Origin of the sequence: Mesorhizobium sp. B3-1-8, assembly GCF_006439495.1 — a bacterium.
Lineage (GTDB): Bacteria > Pseudomonadota > Alphaproteobacteria > Rhizobiales > Rhizobiaceae > Mesorhizobium.
The window spans coordinates 69,308-90,312 of the sequence record NZ_VFTK01000028.1 but is presented as its reverse complement, the minus strand read 5'-3'; the positions used below and the strand labels follow the sequence as shown (position 1 = coordinate 90,312).

General features: G+C 64.5%; 19 protein-coding genes, 1 pseudogene and 1 riboswitch. Of the genes and pseudogenes, 10 read left to right on the top strand and 10 right to left on the bottom strand.

What is annotated here, in order from left to right; all coding sequences use genetic code 11:
• The 6 genes and pseudogenes from FJ424_RS23940 to FJ424_RS23915 form a co-directional block, all read left to right on the top strand.
• A pseudogene (locus FJ424_RS23940) lies at window positions 1-81 on the top strand (aldehyde-activating protein); the annotation flags it as partial.
• A 66-nt stretch (window positions 82-147) separates the two neighbouring features.
• Window positions 148-615, top strand: a complete 468-nt coding sequence (locus FJ424_RS23935; RefSeq protein WP_140647814.1) for a YaiI/YqxD family protein — start codon at window positions 148-150, stop codon at window positions 613-615.
• A 26-nt stretch (window positions 616-641) separates the two neighbouring features.
• On the top strand, window positions 642-1,313 hold the full coding sequence (locus tag FJ424_RS23930) for a DUF1345 domain-containing protein (protein WP_140652327.1): 672 nt from the start codon (window positions 642-644) through the stop codon (window positions 1,311-1,313).
• A gap of 99 nt (window positions 1,314-1,412) precedes the next feature.
• Window positions 1,413-2,294, top strand: a complete 882-nt coding sequence (locus tag FJ424_RS23925; RefSeq protein WP_140652329.1) for a cytochrome b/b6 domain-containing protein — start codon at window positions 1,413-1,415, stop codon at window positions 2,292-2,294.
• Window position 2,295: 1 nt separating this feature from the next.
• The gene (locus FJ424_RS23920; RefSeq protein ID WP_140652331.1) at window positions 2,296-3,087 is read left to right on the top strand and encodes a molybdopterin-binding protein; all 792 of its coding nucleotides are present in this window, start codon (window positions 2,296-2,298) and stop codon (window positions 3,085-3,087) included.
• Between the two features lie 44 nt (window positions 3,088-3,131).
• Window positions 3,132-3,539, top strand: coding sequence for a GNAT family N-acetyltransferase (locus FJ424_RS23915; RefSeq protein ID WP_246677336.1), 408 nt, complete (start codon window positions 3,132-3,134; stop codon window positions 3,537-3,539).
• Here the strand turns inward: FJ424_RS23915 and FJ424_RS23910 are convergent.
• Window positions 3,536-4,537 (bottom strand): hypothetical protein, encoded by a 1,002-nt coding sequence (locus FJ424_RS23910; protein WP_140652335.1) that lies wholly within the window; start codon window positions 4,535-4,537, stop codon window positions 3,536-3,538. The genes FJ424_RS23915 and FJ424_RS23910 overlap by 4 nt on opposite strands.
• A 223-nt stretch (window positions 4,538-4,760) precedes the next feature.
• Window positions 4,761-4,847: riboswitch (glycine riboswitch) on the top strand.
• Window positions 4,848-4,996: 149 nt separating this feature from the next.
• Here FJ424_RS23910 and gcvT point away from each other — a divergent pair.
• From gcvT to gcvP, 3 genes are read left to right on the top strand one after another with little or no spacing between them, the layout of a single operon-like run.
• Window positions 4,997-6,097 carry a glycine cleavage system aminomethyltransferase GcvT gene (gcvT, locus tag FJ424_RS23905; protein ID WP_140652337.1) on the top strand — a complete coding sequence of 367 codons (1,101 nt, stop codon included), beginning with the start codon at window positions 4,997-4,999 and terminating at the stop codon, window positions 6,095-6,097.
• 6 nt (window positions 6,098-6,103) lie between these two features.
• Window positions 6,104-6,472, top strand: coding sequence for a glycine cleavage system protein GcvH (gcvH, locus tag FJ424_RS23900; RefSeq protein WP_140652339.1), 369 nt, complete (start codon window positions 6,104-6,106; stop codon window positions 6,470-6,472).
• Window positions 6,473-6,489: 17 nt separating this feature from the next.
• Window positions 6,490-9,300: an aminomethyl-transferring glycine dehydrogenase gene (gcvP, locus tag FJ424_RS23895; RefSeq protein WP_140652341.1), complete on the top strand. Its 2,811-nt coding sequence runs from the start codon at window positions 6,490-6,492 to the stop codon at window positions 9,298-9,300.
• A gap of 15 nt (window positions 9,301-9,315) precedes the next feature.
• Here the strand turns inward: gcvP and FJ424_RS23890 are convergent, their stop codons facing one another.
• The 9 genes from FJ424_RS23890 to cpaB form a co-directional block, all read right to left on the bottom strand.
• A complete protein-coding gene (locus FJ424_RS23890) occupies window positions 9,316-10,488 on the bottom strand; it encodes a GGDEF domain-containing protein (protein WP_140652343.1) in 1,173 nt (390 codons plus the stop codon).
• Between the two features lie 180 nt (window positions 10,489-10,668).
• On the bottom strand, window positions 10,669-11,142 hold the full coding sequence (locus FJ424_RS23885; protein ID WP_140542191.1) for a hypothetical protein: 474 nt from the start codon (window positions 11,140-11,142) through the stop codon (window positions 10,669-10,671).
• A gap of 275 nt (window positions 11,143-11,417) precedes the next feature.
• Window positions 11,418-12,380: a type II secretion system F family protein gene (locus tag FJ424_RS23880; RefSeq protein ID WP_140652345.1), complete on the bottom strand. Its 963-nt coding sequence runs from the start codon at window positions 12,378-12,380 to the stop codon at window positions 11,418-11,420.
• Window position 12,381: 1 nt separating this feature from the next.
• Window positions 12,382-13,347, bottom strand: coding sequence for a type II secretion system F family protein (locus FJ424_RS23875; RefSeq protein WP_140647825.1), 966 nt, complete (start codon window positions 13,345-13,347; stop codon window positions 12,382-12,384).
• Window positions 13,348-13,351: 4 nt separating this feature from the next.
• Window positions 13,352-14,773 carry a CpaF family protein gene (locus tag FJ424_RS23870; protein ID WP_140647826.1) on the bottom strand — a complete coding sequence of 474 codons (1,422 nt, stop codon included), beginning with the start codon at window positions 14,771-14,773 and terminating at the stop codon, window positions 13,352-13,354.
• On the bottom strand, window positions 14,770-15,984 hold the full coding sequence (locus tag FJ424_RS23865) for a response regulator (protein WP_140647827.1): 1,215 nt from the start codon (window positions 15,982-15,984) through the stop codon (window positions 14,770-14,772). Before FJ424_RS23865 ends, FJ424_RS23870 begins: the two co-directional genes overlap by 4 nt.
• A 13-nt stretch (window positions 15,985-15,997) precedes the next feature.
• Window positions 15,998-16,270 carry a hypothetical protein gene (locus tag FJ424_RS23860; RefSeq protein WP_140652347.1) on the bottom strand — a complete coding sequence of 91 codons (273 nt, stop codon included), beginning with the start codon at window positions 16,268-16,270 and terminating at the stop codon, window positions 15,998-16,000.
• Window positions 16,271-16,274: 4 nt separating this feature from the next.
• Entirely contained in the window at window positions 16,275-17,642 is a 1,368-nt protein-coding gene (locus FJ424_RS23855) for a type II and III secretion system protein family protein (RefSeq protein WP_226891767.1), read from the bottom strand.
• A 101-nt stretch (window positions 17,643-17,743) separates the two neighbouring features.
• Window positions 17,744-18,664, bottom strand: coding sequence for a Flp pilus assembly protein CpaB (gene cpaB / locus FJ424_RS23850; RefSeq protein WP_140652349.1), 921 nt, complete (start codon window positions 18,662-18,664; stop codon window positions 17,744-17,746).
• Window positions 18,665-18,919: 255 nt separating this feature from the next.
• Between cpaB and parE the strand changes: the two genes are divergently transcribed.
• Complete coding sequence (gene parE, locus FJ424_RS23845; protein ID WP_140652351.1) at window positions 18,920-20,974, top strand: DNA topoisomerase IV subunit B; 2,055 nt, start codon at window positions 18,920-18,922, stop codon at window positions 20,972-20,974.
• Window positions 20,975-21,005 lie beyond the last annotated feature (31 nt).

Here is a 21,005-nt window from a genome sequence, read left to right as displayed (position 1 = left end):
CCCTATGACTGCCTCAGCCCCGGCCTGATGGACTATATCGCCATCTGGACCGCCAAGAAGTCGGGCGCCTTGGCGGCCTGACAAATCCTGCGATTTCTGCCATGGGGCTGGCTGACACGCCGGCCCCATGTTTGTTTGGAAGTAACGATGCCCGCACCCGTTGTCTACGTCGATGCCGACGCCTGCCCGGTCAAGGCCGAGGTCGAGAAGGTCGCGGAGCGCCATGGCGTCATCGTCACCTATGTCTCCAATGGCGGCCTGCGGCCGTCGCGCGATCCGATGGTCCGCAACGTCGTCGTCTCCAAGGGCGCGGACGCGGCGGACGACTGGATCGTCGAGAATGCCAAGGCCAACGATGTCGTGGTGACGGCCGACATTCCACTTGCCGCGCGCACGGTGGCGCTCGGCGCGCATGTGCTGGGACCCACCGGCCGCCCCTTCACGCCGGAAACCATCGGCATGGCGGTGGCGATGCGCGACCTCAAGCAGCATCTGCGCGAAACCGGCGAGAGCCGGGGGTTCAACGCCAGCTTCACGCAGAAGGACCGCTCGCAGTTTCTCGGCGAGCTCGACCGCATCTTGCGGCGGGCTTTGAAATCCGTCACACCGGACTGATCCAACGTCTTCAGGGGCCTCGGGCCATGGGTGAGGATCTCAACACGCCGATGCATCGGCACATGCAGTTCGCCCTCGCCGCGGCCATCGGCATCGTCGCGCTGCTGCTTGCCTTGTTGCTGCGCGCGCCGCTGCCCTACTCGATCGGCGCCAATGTGTTCTTCGCCAGCTATATCGCCCTGGTGCTGGCCCTGATGCCCAGCCTTACCGGGCGCTATCTCAGCAAGAACGCGCGCGCGACCGACCTGCCCGTCTTTCTGATCTTCGCCGTCACGCTCTTTGTCGTCGGCGCCGCCATCGTGTCGCTGTTCCTGCTCATCAACCAGAAGGATGCCGCTCATCCCCTGCAGCTCGCCTTCGCCATGCTGTCGATCCCGCTCGGCTGGTTCACCATCCACGCTATGGCGTCGCTGCACTATGCGCATGTCTATTGGAAGGATGGCGACGAGCTCGACGAGAAAACCCAGAAGAAGATGCCGGTCGGCGGCCTCGATTTTCCGGGCGGCAAAAGACCGGAAGGCTGGGACTTCCTCTATTTCGCGACGGTCATCGGCATGACGGCACAGACGGCGGACACGGCCATCACCACCTCGCAGATGCGGCTGGTCGTGCTCGTCCATTCGGTCCTGACCTTTTTCTTCAACACGGTGATCGTTGCCGCGGCGGTCAATCTCGCGGTCAGCCTGGGTTCTCCGTAATAAATCCGTGATCGCATGAAACAACGCTTTGCCTGACGGCGTATTGGGAGGAAGAACGCAAGCCGGTAAGCGGTGAGCGATGCAGGGCCGGAGACGAAGATGGAAGCCATTGCCAGGAACGAGCCGGTAGCAGAGGCCGATAAACCTGCGCCGAAAAATGGGCCGCTAATTTACCGGCAGTCGGGCTGGACCCGCCTTACCCATTGGCTCTGGGCTTTCTCGCTGTTCTTCATGCTGCTTTCCGGTCTGCAGATCTTCAATGCGCGACCGCAGCTCTATGTCGGCAAGCAGTCCGGCTTCGAGTTCAACAACACCATCCTCCAGATCGGCGCCGAGAATACTGCCAACGGACCGCGCGGTTTCACCGAAATCTTCGGCCATCGCTTCGACACCACGGGCGTGCTCGGCTGGTCTGGGCCGCCGGGACAAGAGACGCCGCGCGCCTTCCCGGCCTGGGCGACAATTCCCTCCTATTACGATCTCGGCACCGCCCGCGTCGTGCATTTCTTCTTCGCCTGGATCCTGACCACAACGCTGCTCGTCTGGCTGATCGCCGGCCTGGTCAACGGCCATATCCGTCGCGATCTCGCCCCTCGCGTGTCGGACCTGCGCAAGCTGCCGCGCGACATCGTCGACCACGCGAAGCTGAAATTCCACCACACGCGCGAATACAACACGCTGCAGAAGATGGCCTACGGCGGCGTGCTCTTCGTGCTGCTGCCGCTGATGATCGTCACCGGCCTGGCCATGTCGCCGAGCATGAATTCGGTGTTGCCCTGGCTGAATGAGATACTCGGCGGCAGGCAGACGGCGCGGACCATCCATTTCACCGCCATGGTGCTGCTCGTCCTTTTCTTCGTCATCCACATCCTGATGATTCTCGCCGCCGGCCCGATCAACGAGCTGCGCTCGATCATCACCGGCTGGTACCGCACCGACCCGCCCGCGAAGCACGACCAGCCCACCGAGAGGAGCGCCTGACATGGCAAAATTCCAGATCAGCCGCCGCAAGTTCTTGACCGCCAGCAGCCTCGGCCTGTCCGGCATCGCGCTGTCGGGTTGCGATGCCTTCGACAGCGGCCTCGGCATCGGCGGCGGCCTGCGCAGCTTCCTCGAAAACGCCAACGGCCTGACCTGGCGCGCGCAGCGCCTGCTTGCCCGCCGCGACGCGCTGGCGCCGGAATTCACCGAGGCCGATATCCGCCAGCCGCAAAGGCCGAACGGCGTCACAGCGCCCGATGACGACACCTACAAGGGTCTGCTCGCCAACAATTTCGCCGACTGGCGCCTGGAGGTTTCAGGCCTCGTCGAAAAACCGCTGTCGCTGACCCGCGAGCAGCTCCAGAACATGCCGAGCCGCACCCAGATCACGCGCCACGACTGCGTCGAAGGCTGGAGCTGCATCGCCAAATGGACCGGCACGCCGCTGTCGCTGGTGCTCGACCAGGCGGTGGTCAAGCCGCAGGCCCGCTACGTCATGTTCCACTGCCTCGACACGATCGAGCAAAGCCTGTCTGGCGACATCAAATATTACGGCACCATCGACCTGATCGACGCCCGCCATCCACAGACGATTCTGGCCTATGGCCTGAACGGCAAGCCCTTGCCGGTCGAGAACGGCGCGCCGCTTCGCGTGCGGGTCGAGCGCCAGCTCGGCTACAAGATGCCCAAATACATCTACAAGATCGAGCTGGTCGACAGTTTTGCCAATGTCGGCGGCGGCCGCGGCGGCTACTGGGAAGACAATGGCTACGACTGGTATGGCGGGATTTGATGGTCCCTCGCCTGCAGGCCGAGCACGATCTGTCGCCCATCGAATTGGCTGCCCTCGAGGAACGTCTCAACGGCGACAACCGACGCAAAACCGGCTGCGATGATGATCGGGGGTTGATCTTCGTGATCCGCGACGAGGCCGGAGGCGTGATCGGCATTGCCGCCGGCTACTCGTGGGCAGGAACCGCCGAACTCAAATTGATGTGGATCGATGAAGCCTATCGAGGCCGCGGCTACGGCAAGAAGCTGCTCGATGCTTTCACAGCCGAGGCCGCCAGCCGGGGCGTCGGGCGGGTATGGGTTTCGAGCCACGACTTCCAGGCGCCGGGCCTTTACGAAAAAGCCGGCTTCGAGCGCATGGCCGAGTTGCCGCAATGGCCCGAAGGCCATTCCAACGTCATCTTTTGCAAGACGATAGCCGCCCGGCATCGACTGGACGCGACGGAGGCTTAAGCAACCTTGTCGAGCAGCGGCCTCAGCGCCGGATGGATTTCCGGCGAAGCATGCTTGATCAGCGTCAGCAGCGCGCGCTCGTTGTCGCGCAGCGGCCGCTGGCCGCCGCCGACGCGCTCGGCCAGCCATTCGGCCTCGCTCGCATCGATCGTCTCGGCGCGGCGGGCAAGCGCTTCGGTGGCCCGATTCCTGGCTTCCCATTCCGCCTCGATGTCGCCCGGCGACTGATAGGCGCCGAGGATTCCGGCGAGCCCACCCGACACCATGCGACCGAAGAAACCGCCAAGGGTCGGCGCGGCTTCATCCAGGAAGGTTTCATGGCGCAGCGCCACTTCGCGCGTCGGCGGCTCGTAGCCGGCCGAGCACATGACGTAATTGGCGATCGCCTTGACGAAGAGGTCGTTCCAGGACGGATCGTTTTCGGCGGCCGCGGTCCGGTCGTTTATCCTGAACAGGATCTCCGCCTCGGCCTTGCTGATGGCGATGTTGCCGTCGCCGCCATAGGCATAGAGGATGCGCCGCAACAGATCGACCTCGGCCTTGGTGATCAGCCCAGGTACGAGATCGCCGAGCATCAACGGGCCTTTGCCATCGATTACCGCATGCGCGACCTGTTCCAGCGCGTAGGCCGAGAGTTGGCCGGGCGAGGATTTCGCTTCCTCCAGGACATGCACCAGCAGCTCCAGCTCGGTGCGGCTGTCGACCATGCCGTCGCGCGAGATCGTGCGGACCAGCCAGTCGGCATTCTGCTCGGAGATGTAGCCTTCCGGCTTTTCCTGGTGGACGATGTAGTCGGTCACCGCCTCGACGAAGAACGGCGCCCATTCGCCGCATTTGTCTCGCGCCGTCTGGTCGAGCGCGAACAGCGCCTCCGCCTCGCCGCGACCCACCACGCCATCCGCGAAAACCTCGCGCCGCAGCATCGTCACGTCTTCGGCCGTGATCTTGTTCTTCGAGGTCAGCCCCGCCACCGGAGCGCTCATGATCAATTCGCCCATTTGCCGTCCCTGCCCGTCGCCCGCTGCCGGCGAACTCAGTGCATTACCCCACCGAGCTTTATCAGCATTGTCTTGAGAAACCGGCAAACGGCGTGGTTAGCGAAGCCTTGTCGGCCAATGCATATCGCCGAAACGCAGCGCACGCTTTAAATGTCGCTGGGAGGTGACAAGGTGTCGCCGACGGGCTATGGATGGCGCGTCGGGGGCTCAGGCGACTGAGTCCTACCTGTTTGCGGGAGAGAGCAGCGCAAGCTGTCGCCGAAGGGGAAATCGCCCGAAATCTCTCAGGCAAAAGAACCGTAGACGGGAAAGACAACTCTGGAAAGTCGGGATTCGTCCCGCGCCGAAGGTGTAAGCGCTGCCGACAGAGTTACGGGGCGCGAGTCTCTCAGGCTTCAGACAGAGGGGCACGAATTAGGCCGCCACCGGCGGTCGATTGCGTGCGACTCTGGAGAAGACATGACGGGCGACGACATCAGACACCTACCCCTTGAGGATTTGCATCAGGCCGCGGGCGCGCGTTTCGGCGCCTTCGCCGGCTGGTCGATGCCGCTCACCTACCCGCCCGGCGTGATGAAGGAGCACCTTCACTCACGCGAGCATGCCGGCCTGTTCGACATCTCGCATATGAGGCTGTTCGAGGTCGCCGGTCCGGGAGCCATCGCATTGTTGAACCGCGCCTGCCCGCTCGATGCCGGCGCGCTGGACATCTCGCAGTCCAAATACACTTTCTTCCTCAACGAGGCGGCAGGCATCATCGACGACCTGATCGTGACGCGCCTGGGCGATGACCGGTTCATGGTGGTGGCCAACGCCGGCAACGCCGTCGAGGACGAGAAGCATCTGCGCGACCTCTCCGCCGATTTCGACGCCAAGGTCGAGCCGCTTGACCGCGTCTTCCTGGCGATCCAGGGACCGGATGCCTGGGCAGCCCTTGCGCGGGCCGGCACCGAAACCGGCTCGCTGCTCTTCATGCACGGGGTCGAGCCCAGGCAAAACTGGTTCATGAGCCGTTCCGGCTACACCGGTGAGGACGGTTTCGAAATCGGCCTGCCGGAGAGGGATGCCCGCGATCTTGTCGCCAGACTCCTGGGAGACGAGCGCGTGCAGTGGATCGGCCTTGCCGCCCGCGACAGCCTGCGGCTCGAAGCCGGGCTTTGCCTGCACGGCCAGGACCTGACACCGGAAATCGACCCGGCAAGCGCCGGACTGATGTGGGCGATTCCCAAGGAAGTTCGGGCCTCGGGTCATTTCATTGGCGCCGACGCGCTGCGCTCTGTCATCGAGCGTGGGCCGTCGCAGAAGCGCGTCGGCTTGAAGCCCGACGGGCGCCAGCCGGTGCGCGCCGGCGCGGCGCTCATCGATGCCGACGGCAATCCGGCCGGCCACGTCACCTCGGGCGGCTTCGGCCCTTCGGCCGGGCACCCCGTCGCCATGGGCTACGTCAACACCTCGCTGGCCAAGCCCGGCACGAAACTCTTCGCCGACGTCCGTGGGACGAAAATCCCGGTCGACGTCGCGTCCCTGCCCTTCACCCCACATCGCTACCGCAAAGGATAAGACCCAATGGCAAAGATCTATTTCACCGAAGACCATGAATGGCTGCGCGTAGAGGGCGGCGTCGCCACCGTCGGCATCACCGACTATGCGCAGGAACAGCTCGGCGATCTCGTTTTCGTCGAGCTGCCGGAAATCGGCCGCAAGCTTGCCAAGGGCGACACCGCCGTGGTCGTCGAATCCGTCAAGGCGGCGTCGGACGTCTACGCACCGGTCGACGGCGAGATCACCGAGGCCAACGCCTCGCTGTCGGCCGATCCCTCGCTGGTCAACTCGGCCGCGACCGGCGACGGCTGGCTCTGGAAGATGAAGCTCGCCAACGAAAGCCAGCTCGACAGCCTCATGGACGAGGCCGGCTACAAAGCCCATATCGGCTGATATCAGGACATAAAGACATGACCGCAGCGCTTACTCCCTTCTCGGCCCGCCATATCGGCCCGGGCGTCAACGATGTCAGAGCCATGCTTGCCGTGCTCGGCGTTCCGTCCGTCGAAACGCTGATCAGCCAGGCCGTGCCGAGATCGATCCGCCTCGACCAGCCGCTCAACCTGCCGGCTCCGGCCAGCGAAGCGGAAGCGCTGGCCGAACTGTCTGCGATCATGGCGAAGAACACGGTGCTGAAAAGCTTCATCGGCGCCGGCTATCATGGCGTCTTCGTGCCGCCGGTCATCCAGCGCAACCTGTTCGAGAACCCGGCCTGGTACACGGCCTACACCCCCTACCAGGCCGAGATCAGCCAGGGTCGGCTGGAGATGCTGTTCAACTTCCAGACATTGGTGACGGAACTGACCGGCCTGCCGGTGGCGTCCGCCTCGCTGCTCGATGAAGCCACCGCCGTCGCCGAAGCCGTCGGCATCGCGCTGCGCCACCACCGCGACAAGCGCACCAAGGTGGCGCTTGCCGGCACGCCGCATCCGCAAACGCTGGACGTCGTGCGCACCCGCGCCGAACCGCTCGGCATCGAGGTCGACGGCGAGACGATCGACGACAACACCGCCGCCCTGCTCGTATCCTGGCCGGACACATTCGGCGTCTACGGCGACCACAAGGCGGCGATCGAGAAGGCCCGTGCCGCCGGCGCGCTCGTCGTCTTCATCGCCGATCCGCTGGCGCTGACCCTCACCGACGCGCCGGCGAAGCTTGGCGCCGACATCGCCGTCGGTCCGATGCAGCGTTTCGGCGTGCCGATGGGCTTTGGCGGCCCGCATGCCGCCTACTGCGCCGTTTCCGACAAGCTGACCCGCCTGATGCCCGGCCGCCTCGTCGGCCAGTCGACGGACACCATGGGCCGCCCGGGCTACCGGTTGGCGCTGCAGACGCGCGAGCAGCACATCCGCCGCGACAAGGCGACCTCCAACATCTGCACCGCGCAGGCGCTGTTGGCCAATATGGCGACGGCCTATGCGATCTGGCACGGTCCTGCCGGCCTGCAGGCGATTGCCGGTCAGATCCACGGGTTGGCCGATCGCCTCGCCTCGGGTCTCGAGGCTGCAGGCGTTGCTGTGCTTGGCGCAAGCCGCTTCGACACAGTGACCGCGGAAGTGAAGGGCAAGGCCGCGGCAATAGAAGCTGTCGCTCAGAAGACCGGCCGGCTGTTGCGCGTCATCGATGCCGACTGCGTCAGTGTCGCCTTCGACGAGACTTCCACGGAAGCCGACCTCGAGGCGATCGCCGCCCTGTTCGGGGCCAAGCCCGGCGCGGCGGAAGGCGGCTCCATGCCTGGCAAGCCGCGCGGCAAGGAATTCCTCACCCAGCCGGTCTTCCACGACAACCATTCCGAAACCGAGATGATGCGCTTCCTGCGCAGGCTGGCCGACAAGGACCTCGCGCTCGATCGCACCATGATCCCGCTCGGATCCTGCACCATGAAGCTCAACGCCGCCGCCGAGATGATGCCTGTGAGCTGGCCGAGCGTCGCCAATCTGCATCCCTTCGCGCCGGCCGGCCATTGCGAGGGCTATCGCAAGATGGTCGGCGATCTGGAGGCCTGGCTGTCGGAAATCACCGGTTTCGACGCCGTCAGCCTGCAGCCCAATGCCGGCAGCCAGGGCGAATATGCCGGCCTGCTCGCCATCCGCGCCTATCACCGCGCGCGCGGCGAAGGCCACCGCACCGTTTGCCTGATCCCGTCCTCCGCGCACGGCACCAATCCGGCGAGCGCCGCGATGGCTGGCATGAGTGTCGTCGTCGTGCGTTGCCTGGACGACGGCAACATCGACATGGACGATCTGCGCGCCAAAGCCAACGAGCACTCCAAGAACCTCGCGGCGCTGATGTTCACCTACCCTTCGACGCATGGCGTCTACGAGGAAGGGGCGCGTCATCTCTGCGCGCTGATCCACGAGCATGGCGGCCAGGTCTATTTCGACGGCGCCAATCTCAACGCCCTGGTCGGCCTCGCCCGCCCCGGCGACATCGGCGCCGACGTCTGCCACATGAACCTGCACAAGACCTTCTGCATCCCGCATGGCGGCGGCGGCCCGGGCGTCGGCCCAATCGGCGTCAGGGCGCATCTGAAACCCTATTTGCCGGGCCATGTCACCGAAGGCTCGGCGCATGCCGTTGCCGCCGCGCCCTTCGGCAGTGCGTCGATCCTGCCGATCACGTGGATGTACATCCGCATGATGGGCGGCTCCGGCCTGAAGCAGGCGACCGAGACGGCGATCGTTTCCGCCAACTACGTGGCGACGCGGCTCGCGCCGCACTACCCGCTGCTCTACAAGGGCAGGAGCGATCGCATCGCGCATGAATGCATCCTCGACACGCGCGTGCTCAAGGAAAGCGCCGGCATCAGCGTCGACGACATCGCCAAGCGCCTGATCGACTACGGCTTCCATGCGCCGACCATGTCGTTCCCGGTTGCCGGCACGCTGATGGTCGAGCCGACCGAGTCCGAGCCCAAGCGTGAGCTCGACCGTTTTTGCGAGGCGATGATCGCCATCGCCGGCGAGGCGGCGAAAGTTGCGAAGGGCGAGTGGCCGTCCAGCGACAACCCGCTGGTCAACGCCCCGCACACCGCGGCGGAAGCGCTTGCCGGTGAGTGGAAGCATCCCTACTCGCGGCTGGAGGCGGCCTATCCGGCCGGCGACGCGGATCTGGCGGCGAAATACTGGCCGCCGGTCTCGCGCATCGACAATGTCGCCGGCGACCGCAACCTGGTCTGCTCGTGCCCCCCGCTGTCGGAATATCTCGGCGCCGCGGAGTAGCAGCCCAGGTTTTGCTCAGGCGGTTTTCAGGGCCGGCCCCACATCGGGCTGGCCCAATTCGGTCTGAGCGATGACGCGGTTGCGTCCTGCACGCTTGGCCGCATAAAGCGCGGCGTCCGCTTGCGCCAGCACCTCGTCGAGAGGGCGGCCGGCGGTCGAGCCGAATCCCACGCCGCCGCTGACGCTGCTGCGCAGCGGGCCGCGATGGGTCGCAACGATCTCGGTGCCGAAAGCGACGCCGATCCGGCTTGCCATGTCATGCGCCTTTTCCGGCGTCACGCGCGCCATGACGAGCGCGAATTCCTCGCCGCCCAGCCGGAATGCGTCGACCCCTGCCCTGCCGTATTTCTTGATCACCGCCGCGAAGCGGCAAAGCACCTGGTCGCCGACGGGATGACCGAAGACGTCGTTGGTCATCTTGAAATGGTCGAGATCGAACATCGCGATCGCCATGAACGGACCGAAGCTGCGATCGCCGTAAAGCTCGGTGAGCGCCCTGCGGTTCATCAGGCCGGTCAGCGGATCGGTCATCGTCTCCGCCTTGAGCTCGATCTGCGCCTGCAGGTGGTGCAGCGAAAGCGTCAGCGCGCCGAGGCCGGTCATGCAGGCGACCGCGACGACGGAGTTCAGCCGTTCCGCCCAATTGTCAGGCGCGGCGCCGAGAACCCATTGCCCCTGGACGAGCAACACCGCGCCGCACAGCGCGAAGGACAGACCGCAGGCTCCGCTGAGGAAGGAGACGACCAGAAGGATCCGCCGGTCGTGATCCCCCTTCATCCAGAACATCGCCCCGATCGCCGCGAGCAGTGCCGTCACGGCCGCATAGGTGATCTGGAAGCCGATGCCGTCGAAACCGAGATAGGTGACCAGAGCGCAGGCCGCCATGGCGGCCAGCGCCGGCACGATGGCGCGGCGGTAGTCGCGAAAGCCGAGATACTGCATGGCCGACAGGCAGATGATCAGGAAACCCAGGGTCAACAGCGCCAGCACGACCTGGCACAGCCAGGGATCGGCATCCTTGGCATAGCGCCAGAACGCGACGACATGGGCGACGAGCACCAAGGTGCCGCAGGCGACCGTGAGCACGAAGCGCGCCCGCGGCGTGGTGAGCCAGATTGCAAACATGGTGATGCTGAGGCATGTGCCCGACAGTGCCGCCGCGAGCAGGAGCGAACTGAAATCCAACATCCGTGAAGAACTGCCTCTAGCGTCTAACCGGTGCCCGTCCCCTCAATGTAGGCTGGCTGCGGCCGGCGCAAACCGTTTTCGGACGATGCCCAACGCTACCTCGACACAGGGTTTACAAAGCGTCGACATGTGAGGCGAAATCCCGTGACGATACACGGGAAACGAGAACCCGCAGACGGATCAGCCCTTGTCGAGCAGCGCCAGATTGGCGTTGACCACCGTCTGGTCGGCCATGCCGGCCTTGGCTTCGAGCAGCAGCGCGCGCGCCTTCTTCTTGTTGCCGCGCAGAAGCTGCGAATAACCCATATTGTTGACGATCTGCGGCTTGCGCCCGGCGACCTTCAACAACTGCATATAGGCGCGATCGGCGAAGTCGAAGCGGCCAAGCTCGTCATAGGATGCGGCAAGTCCCATCCAGGCCTCGGCATTGTCGGATTTGAGTTCTACCGCCTTGCGGAAATGCTGTTCGGCAAGGCCGAAATTCGCCTCGCGGAACTGCGCCTTGCCTTCAACGAGGTCGTTGGCGCTGACATCCTTGGCCACCGGCTGGATCGCCGTGGTCTTGGTTGTGTCGACGTTGTTGTTCGTCGTGCAGCCGGTAATCATCAAGACGGCCGCCAACGCCGCCGCTGCCCTGGGAAGTCTCTGACGCATGCCCCTGCCCCATCGCCCGATTTGCCGGGTCGTTCTTCAGGAAAAACCATACAGAAGAGCGATTAAGCTTCGGTGCCGAAATGCAGCTAAATTTTGGTTGCCCGCAGAGGATGCGTTAACCACGGTTGCCCGGATTCAGGTCAGGCCGAGCCGAAAGCGACGGGCTCCGAGAACCGGCCTACGCCGGCCGTACCTTCATAGAGCGGAGACACTCACGAGCGCTTCGGCCGGAAGCGCAGGAGGCCGCCATTTGCAGGCCGGCCTCACCTGAATCCTTAGTGCGCGGTCAGCTTCACGATGATCGGTATGATGGCGATCATCAGCACCACCGGCAGGATGCAGACCGTCACCGGAACGGACATCTTGGCCGGCAGGGCATGCGCCTTCTCCTCGGCCAGCGACATGCGCTTGTGCCGCATTTCGTCGGAAAAGACGCGCAGCGAGCCCGACAGGCTGGTGCCGAGTTCCTTGGATTGCTGCAGCAGCGTCGCGAAGGAGCGGACCTCGTCGAGGCTGAGGCGGTCGGCAAGCGCCTTCAGCGCGTCGTCGAGGCTGCGCCCGGCCCGCAACTCCAGCGACACCAGGATCAGGTTCTGGCTGAGCGACGGATAGGTCCTGGCAAGCTCCCTGGAGACCCGCTCGATGCCGGCCTCCATGCTCATGCCGGCATCGGAGCAGACGATCATCAAATCCATGAAATCGGGAAAGCCGTTGCGGTATTCGCGCATCTTTTCCCGAACCTTCTGCGTCAGCACCAGGCCAGGCAGGAAATAGCCGCCTGCAGCCGACAGGATGATGAAGGTCCAGCGGCTGGTCATGGTCGACTCGGCGCTGGCCGCCCAGTGGTTGACCAGGAATGCGCCGAACGCCGCGCCGACCAGCGCGGCGAAACGGATCAGGAAGAACATGCCGACGGCGCGCGGCTCCATGTAGCCGGCCTGGATGAGCTTCAGGCGCAGCCGCGCGACATTTTCCGGATCGCTCTTGGCATAGAACTCCTGCGCCCGTTTCACCGCCTTCTCGCGCACGGCGTTGGTGCTCTTCTTGGGCGCCGGCTCCGCCTGCTCGGCCGGCTGCAAAATCTCCACCTTCAGCCGGCGCTTGACGTCGCCGCGATCGCCCTTGGCGAGCACCAGCGGCCAGGCGACGGCGCCGCCGCCCAGCACAAGGAGCAGCACGGCGACCGGCATCGGCGAGGTCGGCGCGAGCGAAGCGAGGAAGCGGATGACGTCTTCCATCTCAGAACCTGAAATTCGACATCTTGAACATGATGGCGTTGCCGAGCAGCAGCCAGATCACGGAGCCGCTCAGCATGTACCAGGTCTTCGGCACGTCCCAGACATCCTGGTAGAACTGCGGCATCAGCACCATGATGGCGGTGAACAGAAGCACGGGGACCGCAGTCAGGATGTAAGCCGACATGCGCCCTTCCGTCGAAATGGCGCGCACCTTGCGGCGCAGCTTGCCGCGGTCGCGGATCGTCGCCGACAGGCCGTCGAGGATCTCGCGCAGATTGCCACCCGAACTGCTCTGGATCGACACCGCCGTGACGAACAGCGGCAGGTCCTCATGCCCCACCCGGTCGAAAAGGTTGTTCAGCGCCGAGACCAGGTCGGAGCCATAGGTCACCTCGTCGGCGACGACGCCGAACTCGGTGCCGATCGGATCGGCCATTTCGCGCGACACCATGGCAATCGCCACCGGCACCGGATGGCCGGCCTTCAGGCCGCGCGTGATCAGTTCCAGCGCCTCGGGCAGTTGCATGCCGAACCGCTTGTGCCGGCGCTTGCGCAGGAAGCGCATGGCCATTACCGGCAGCACCGGCAACAGCAAGACAAACAGGATAAGGCCGAACAGGAGCGGCAGGCCCTTCCAGATGCCGACAAGCGCCAGCGCCGCGGCCACGCCCGAGGTGATCGTCAGGAACTTCGGCAGCGGCGTGGTCATGCCGGACTGCGTGCGCAGGGCGCGGAAGCGGTCGAGGGAAAAGATGGAGCCGCCGCCGTCGATCCCGCGTTCCTTGCGCAGCTGGATCAGCACCTGCTCCTGGCTGATCTTGTTCTCCGCCAGCTTCATGCGGCGGTTGATGGCCGTGCGCTTGTCGCTGCGCCCGGCATAGAGCAAATAAAGGCCCTCGGCGATCATGATGCCGGTGAGCGCCGCCGCGGCGTAGACGACGTAGACCGGGCTGAATCCCTCGAACACCGGCCTAGTCCTGCGGCCGGCCGGGTTCGAAATACTTGCCCGGGAATTCGATGCCCATGTTGCGCAGGTCCTCGAGGAAGCGTGGCCGGATGCCGGTCGCTTCGAAGTGGCCGAGGATCTTTCCGTCCGCCTCCATGCCGGTGCGCACGAAGCGGAAGATCTCCTGCATCTGGATGACGTCGCCTTCCATGCCGGTCACTTCGGCGACGCTGGTCACCTTGCGCTTGCCGTCGGACAGACGCGTCAGCTGGACGATGATGTCGATGGCGCTGGAGATCTGGCTTCGGATCGACTGCACGGTCATCGGCATGCCGGTCATGCCGAGCATCTGTTCCAGACGCGAGATAGCATCGCGCGGCGTGTTGGCATGGATGGTGGCCATCGAGCCTTCATGACCGGTGTTCATCGCCTGCAGCATGTCGAAGGCCTCCTCGCCGCGGCACTCGCCGAGGATGACGCGATCGGGGCGCATGCGCAGCGCGTTCTTGACCAGGTCGCGCTGCTTCAATTCGCCGTGGCCCTCGATATTGGCCGGGCGCGTCTCCATGCGCGCGACATGCGGCTGCTGCAGTTGCAACTCGGCCGCGTCCTCGATGGTGATCAAGCGCTCGTCTTCCGGAATGAAGGCCGACAAAGCATTGAGCATCGTCGTCTTGCCCGTGCCGGTGCCGCCGGAGATGATCGTGGTCTTGCGGGCATGCACCGCCGCCGCCAGCACCTCGGCCATGTTCTGGGTGATGGCGCCGAATTCGACCAGCTTGTGCAGGCCGAGCTTGTTCTTGGAGAACTTGCGGATCGACACCAGCGGCCCGTCGACGCCGACGGGACGGATCGCCGCGTTGAAGCGCGAGCCGTCGAGCATGCGGGCGTCGACCATCGGCTGCGATTCATCGACGCGGCGGCCGACCGCCGCGACGATTTTATTAATGATTCGAAGTAGATGTGCCTCATCCTTGAACGGGATATTGACCTGTTGCAGCTTGCCGCGCTTTTCGACGAAGCAGTTCTGGTGGCCGTTGATCAGGATATCGTTGATCTCGGGGTCCTTGAGCAGCGGCTCCAGCGGGCCGAGGCCGACCATCTCGTCGACGATGTCGTCGACCAGGGCGTCGAGTTCGGCGTTGTTGATCGCCATCCGCTCATTGCGCGTCTTTTCCGAGACGAATTCATGCACCTGCCGGCGCATTTCATCCCGGGGCAGCCGCTCCAGCGCCACGAGGTTGATCTCCTCGAGCAGCATGCGATGGATACGCACACGCGCATCGAGCACCTTGTTGGCGCTCTTTGCAGGCGCTGCTTCAGGCTTCGGCGGCGCCGGCTTGCGGGTCGTCGGGATGATCACGGCATTGTGCGTGACCGGCGCGGATTCGGGCGCCCGCTGCGGACGAACGTCGCGGCTCTGCAGGTTGGAAAAGCGGCTGTTCATCCTGCCTTCCTCTTCAGCAAGCCCTTGCCCAGGCCGAACAGCGACTTCGACTTGGCCATCATCTGGACGGCCTCCTCCGGCAGGATGATCTTCTTCAGGTCGTTGACGACATTGGCGTTGGGGTCGATGGCGTGCAGCGGCACGCCGCGGTCGACCGCCTCGCGCACCAGCCGGTAATTGTTGGAGATGCCGCCAACGAAATGCTCGCCGAGTATCTCCTGGACGTCGGCCTGCTTGATGCCGCTGTCGAACATCTTCTGCTCGAAGCGGTTGACGATGACATTGGGCTTCACTTCCTTGCCGGCGGTCTCATAGACGGCCTGGATGAGACGCTGCGTATGGCGCAGGCAGGGCACTGTCATCTCGGCGACGATATAGAGCTTGTTCGAGCCGAGCAGCACCGTCTCGGTCCAGGGGAACCATGTGCGCGGCATGTCGATGACGACATTGTCGAAATAGGCCGCCACGAGGTCGAGCATGCGCACCACGACATCGGTCTTGAACGAGCGCATGTCCGACGGGCGCGTGGGAGCGGCAAGCACGCACAGCCCGCTCGCATGCTTGGACAGCATCACGTCAAGCAATTGCCGGTCGAGGCGCTCCGGCTGGTTCTCGATTTCCGTGATGTCGAAGCGCGGTTCGAGATCGAGATATTCGGCGCAGGCGCCTTGCTGGAAATTGAGGTCGACGACGCATGTAGAGGCGCCGCGCGTCACCGAATGATGCAGTTGGAACGCCGTCTGCAAGGCGAGCGTGGTGGTGCCGACGCCGCCGGCGGCCGGCATGAACGTGTAGATGTGCGATTCGGTGTTCTCTTCCCGCCCCGGCCCTTGCAGCGCACGGATGACGGAACGCACGAGGTCGGCCGTGGTGATCGGTTTGACCAGGAAATCGGCGACCTTGAGCTGCACCAGGATACGCACCGCCGCCGCATTGAATTCCTGGGTCACGACGATCACCGGAATGCTGCCTTCCAGCCGTCGCATGACGCGCTGCAGCGACTCGATTTCCTCGAGCTTGGCTGCATCCATGTCGACGATGACCGTGCCGAAGTCCGTCTCGAGGATCTCGCCGCGCAGCTCGTTGACACTCTTTTCCAGCGTCAAAAGCTCGATGACCTCGGAGGCCGCGAAAGCCGTCCGTGTGTCTTGCAAGAACGTCGTGTCCGTCGAAACGAGCAGGATCTTCTTGGTCTTGCTACCAGATGCCATCGTCGTCAGCCCATCAGTCCGATGTCGTTGATGATGTCGTCGGCGCCGACCCCGAGCCGGCCTTCGCACCGACGGCGGTGCTCTCGGAACCCGGACGCTGGGCCGGCACGAGAAGCCGGGTGTTCTGCACGCCGTACTTCCACGGATCGACCATCTGCATGGCGGTATTGGACGCTTGTGCGTTGCCGACTCCGAGCGTCACCCCTTCGGTGCGGACATAGTCGTCGCTGGTGCAGCCGCCGGCGAAACCGGCCAGGAGCAGAGCGATGCAAACGGGGATGCGCATGGCCTTAGTCCTTTGGCAGATCGAGGAAGTGGCCGGACGTGGCGGCAGCTATCGGGCGGGCGGCGCTGCCGTCCGCCAGCGTCACCGGACGCTTCGACGCCGAGGCGTCCACTTCCTCTGTGTTGTTCAGGAAATAGTCGGCGGGACTTGCCGGCTGGGTGCCGTCGGTCGGCTCGACCATCTTCTTCGAGGGATCGACCGGCTTGACCAGGTAAGGCGTGACGATGATGACCAGGTCGGTCTCGCGCCGCTGATAGGATTTCGACGAAAACAGCGGACCGAGCACCGGCAGCCTGCCGATCCCCGGCACCCGCGATGTCGTGATGTCGTTCTGCGACTGCAGGAGGCCGGCGATCATGAAGCTCTGGCCGTTCTTGAGGTCGACCGATGTCCTGGCGCGGCGCACGATGAAGGCCGGAATGGAAATGCCGCTGCTGACCTGGATGGAAGCGGACGGGTCGATCGAGGACACTTCCGGCGCGATGTCGAGGCTTACCAGCCCGTCCTTCAGCACCGTCGGCGTGAAATCCAGGCCGACGCCGTACTTCTTGTAGGTGACGCTGATCTTGCCATTGTCTTCGGAAACCGGGATCGGGAACTCGCCGCCGGCAAGGAAGCTCGCCGTCTGGCCCGAACGCGCAATCAGGTTCGGCTCCGCCAGCCGCCGCGCCAGGCCGCGTTCCTCCAGCGCCTTGATGGCGATGTCGATCGAAACGCCGTTCGACAGCAAGCTGCCGATGATCTCGCCTGTTCCGGCAGCCGTCAGGTTTCCCCCATCCGGGCTCAGCACGACTTTGCGGTTGCCGATGCCATAGGCGAAATTGGCGGCGTATTTGGCGCCGAGATCCTGACCGGCCTGGCGATTGATCTCGACGAAGCGGACGTTGAGCTGCACTTGCTGCGAGGACGAGATGTTGACCGAGTTGATGATTTCCTCGTTGCCGGAAAAGCGCGACGCGATCTTGCTGGCCTTGTCGGCGGCGACCGCATCGTCGGCCTCGCCCGACAGCACGACGCGGCCGTTCGCCGAACCGACCTTGATCTTGGCGTCGGGAACGCTGGCGCGGATGGTGCTGGCCAGTTGGTCTGTATCCAGCGTCACCTCGATATCGATGGTGCCGACAAGCTGCTTGTTCTGGTCGAACAGGGCGATACCGGTGGTGCCCAGATTGTTGCCGAGCACGTAGAAGGACTTGTCGGTCAGCGGATTGACGTTGGCGATCTCCGGATCGCCGATGACGATCTGGTAGAAGGCGGCGCTTGTCATGATCGTCTTCGGCTTGCCCTTGGCCACCTTGATCGAGGCGTTCTTGTTCGCCGATACATAGACGACGTCATTGCCAGCCCTTGCCGGCGCGGCGACGCCAAGCATTGCCGCCGCCAGCGCTATCGCGCCGAGAAGACGCCATCCCCCGGTCGTCCGAAATGCATCAAACCCGAACATCTTGCCCCGTCCCCGCCGGTCCCCACCGGCTATTGCTGCAGTTCCTGCGGCGGTTCCCGTGAAGGAACCTTGTATTCCTCGACCTTGTCGCCACGCGTCACGATCACCGTCTTTAGTTTCGGCTCGCCCTGGTCCTTCGTCATCGCATTGACGAGCGAGGCGGCGCTCGCCTGCGCGTTTGCGGCAACCGAGCCGCCGAAGGACGAGATGGTCGTAAGCCCGCCATTGCTGGCGGTTGCGTCGGCGGCCGACCGCAGCGACAACGACAGCGTGCCGACGGTGCGGGCAAGCGCCACTTTCTGCGCCCCTTCGTTGGTGACTTCGAGGGTCACGGAATTGGCGATTTGCGGCTCGGTCTTGCGCTCGTCGGCGCCCTGTCCAACCGAAAGCACCTTGGCATCGGAGACGACGATCTCGGACGTGACGGTCGATCCGGCGGCGCCCTGCGCATTCTTGGACACTTCCTGGATATCACCAGCGTCGCGCGTCAGCACGACGTCCACGCGGTCTCCCGGCGTGATGAAGCCGCCGACCCCGGCGATCTCATCGGTGCGGATGGTGACGGCCCGCATTCCCGGCGACAGCATGTTGGAAAGGGTGGCGCGGCCATTCGGCCCCGACAGCTTGGTGAGCAGCACCGGTTCGTTGACCTCGATCGGCGACAGCACGACCCGGCTGCCGTCCGCAAGCAGCTTGTCGATCGTCGGGAAAGCACCTTGCGGCAGGGAATCCTGCGGCCACGGAATCTCGGCGAGCTGCGGCCGTCCGAGCTCCATGCCGTAACGCAGTGGCGCTTGCGCCACCACGATGGTCTTGAACTCGACCTTGGGCTGCTGCGGCGCCATGACGGAGACGACCTTGACCTCGGGCTGAGCCTTTGCCTGGCTCTTGACCCAGAAATCCGCCGCAAAGATCGAGATCGCGCCGAACACGGCGGCGATGCCGATCATGGTAATGGCCCTGCCCCTCACAACGAAACCCCTGACGCCCGTGGTCTTTTGTTGGTTGGGCCTCACGCTAGGCGTTAATGTTAAAGAATCGGGAATACCGGGGCACGCCGACCGCCCTATTTCGGCCGGCTTGGTTATCGAATGGTTTTAGAATAAGAGACAGTTTGATCCCTGAACGGAACAGGAACTCGTTCGCCCGCCAAAAGCGTGGCAGTATCGAGACGTGATTCGCATTACCGGACGCTAGGCCCCAGCATGGACGACAGCAACGACCTCTTCGGCAAGATGGAAAAGCCGGCACAGCCGGTGCGCGCGCCGTCGCGCCCGGCCGATCCGCTCATACAGGCCGCGAAGCGTTCGGCCCCCGTCCGCGACGGCAGCGAGGGCTACAGCGCCGCCGACATCGAGGTGCTGGAAGGGCTGGAACCGGTGCGCCGCCGTCCGGGCATGTATATCGGCGGCACCGACGACAAGGCGATGCATCACCTGTTCGCCGAGGTCATCGACAATTCCATGGACGAAGCGGTGGCCGGCCACGCCACCTTCATCGACGTCGAGCTTTCCGCCGACGGCTTCCTGACCGTCACCGACAACGGCCGCGGCATCCCGGTCGATCCGCATCCGAAATTCAAGAAGCCGGCGCTCGAAGTCATCATGACCACGCTGCATTCGGGCGGCAAGTTCGACTCCAAGGTCTACGAGACCTCCGGCGGCCTGCATGGCGTCGGCGTCTCGGTCGTCAACGCGTTGTCCGACCATCTCGAGGTCGAGGTCGCGCGGGGACGTCAGCTCTACCGGCAGCGTTTTTCGCGCGGCGTCCCGGTCAGCGGTCTTGAGCATCTTGGCGAGGTCCACAACCGCCGTGGCACCAGGACCCGCTTCCATCCCGACGAGCAGATTTTCGGCAAGGGCGCCGCCTTCGAACCGGCGCGGCTTTACCGCATGACGCGCTCGAAGGCCTATCTGTTCGGCGGCGTCGAGATCCGCTGGACCTGCGATCCGTCGCTGATCAAGGAAAAGGACCAGACGCCGGCCAAGGCCGAGTTCCATTTCCCCGGCGGCCTGAAGGACTATCTCAAGGCGACGCTCGGCGACGAATTCCAGGTCACGCGCGAGGTCTTCGCCGGCAAGAGCGACAAGCAGGGCGGTCATGCTTCGCTCGAATGGGCGGTGACCTGGTTCGGCGGCGACGGTTTCCTCAACTCCTATTGCAACACCATTCCGACCCCCGAAGGCGGCACGCATGAGGCCGGATTCCGCAACGTGCTGACGCGCGGACTGCGCGCTTACGCCGACCTCATCGGCAACAAGCGCGCCTCGATCATCACCACCGACGACGTGATGATCTCGGCCGCCGGCATGCTGTCGGTGTTCATCCGCGAGCCTGAATTCGTCGGCCAGACCAAGGACAGGCTGGCGACGATCGAGGCGATGCGCATCGTCGAGAACGCCCTTCGCGACCCGTTCGACCACTGGCTGGCAGACAATCCGCAGGAAGCCTCGAAGCTTCTGGAGTGGGTGATCGCGCGCGCCGACGAACGCGTGCGGCGCCGCCAGGAAAAGGAAGTCTCGCGCAAGAGCGCGGTGCGCAAGCTGCGCCTTCCGGGCAAGCTCGCCGACTGCACGCAGAACGCCGCCGCCGGCGCCGAGATCTTCATCGTCGAGGGCGACTCGGCCGGCGGCTCGGCCAAGCAGGCGCGCGACCGCGCCAGCCAGGCGGTGCTGCCGCTGCGCGGCAAGATCCTCAACGTCGCCTCCGCCGGCAACGACAAGCTTGCTGCCAACCAGCAGATTTCCGACCTGATCCAGGCGCTCGGCTGCGGCACGCGCTCGAAATACCGCGACGAGGATCTGCGCTACGACCGCGTGATCATCATGACCGACGCCGACGTCGACGGCGCGCACATCGCTTCGCTGTTGATCACCTTCTTCTATCAGGAGATGCCGAACCTGATCCGCGGCGGCCATCTCTATATGGCCGTGCCGCCGCTCTATTCGATCCGGCAGGGCGGCAAGGTCGGCTACGCTCGCGACGACGCGCACAAGGACGAACTGCTGCGCACCGAATTCACCGGCCGCGGCAAGGTCGAGATCGGCCGCTTCAAGGGCCTCGGCGAGATGATGGCCGCGCAGCTCAAGGAGACCACGATGGATCCGAGGAAGCGCACGCTTCTAAGGGTCGACGTGATCGACGCCGAGCAGGCCACCAAGGATGCCGTCGACGCGCTGATGGGCACCAGGCCCGAGGCGCGTTTCCGCTTCATCCAGGAGCGCGCCGAATTCGCAGAGGCGGACGTGCTGGATATCTGATCGCCTGCCGGTCCATAACAGTCTCCGGCAC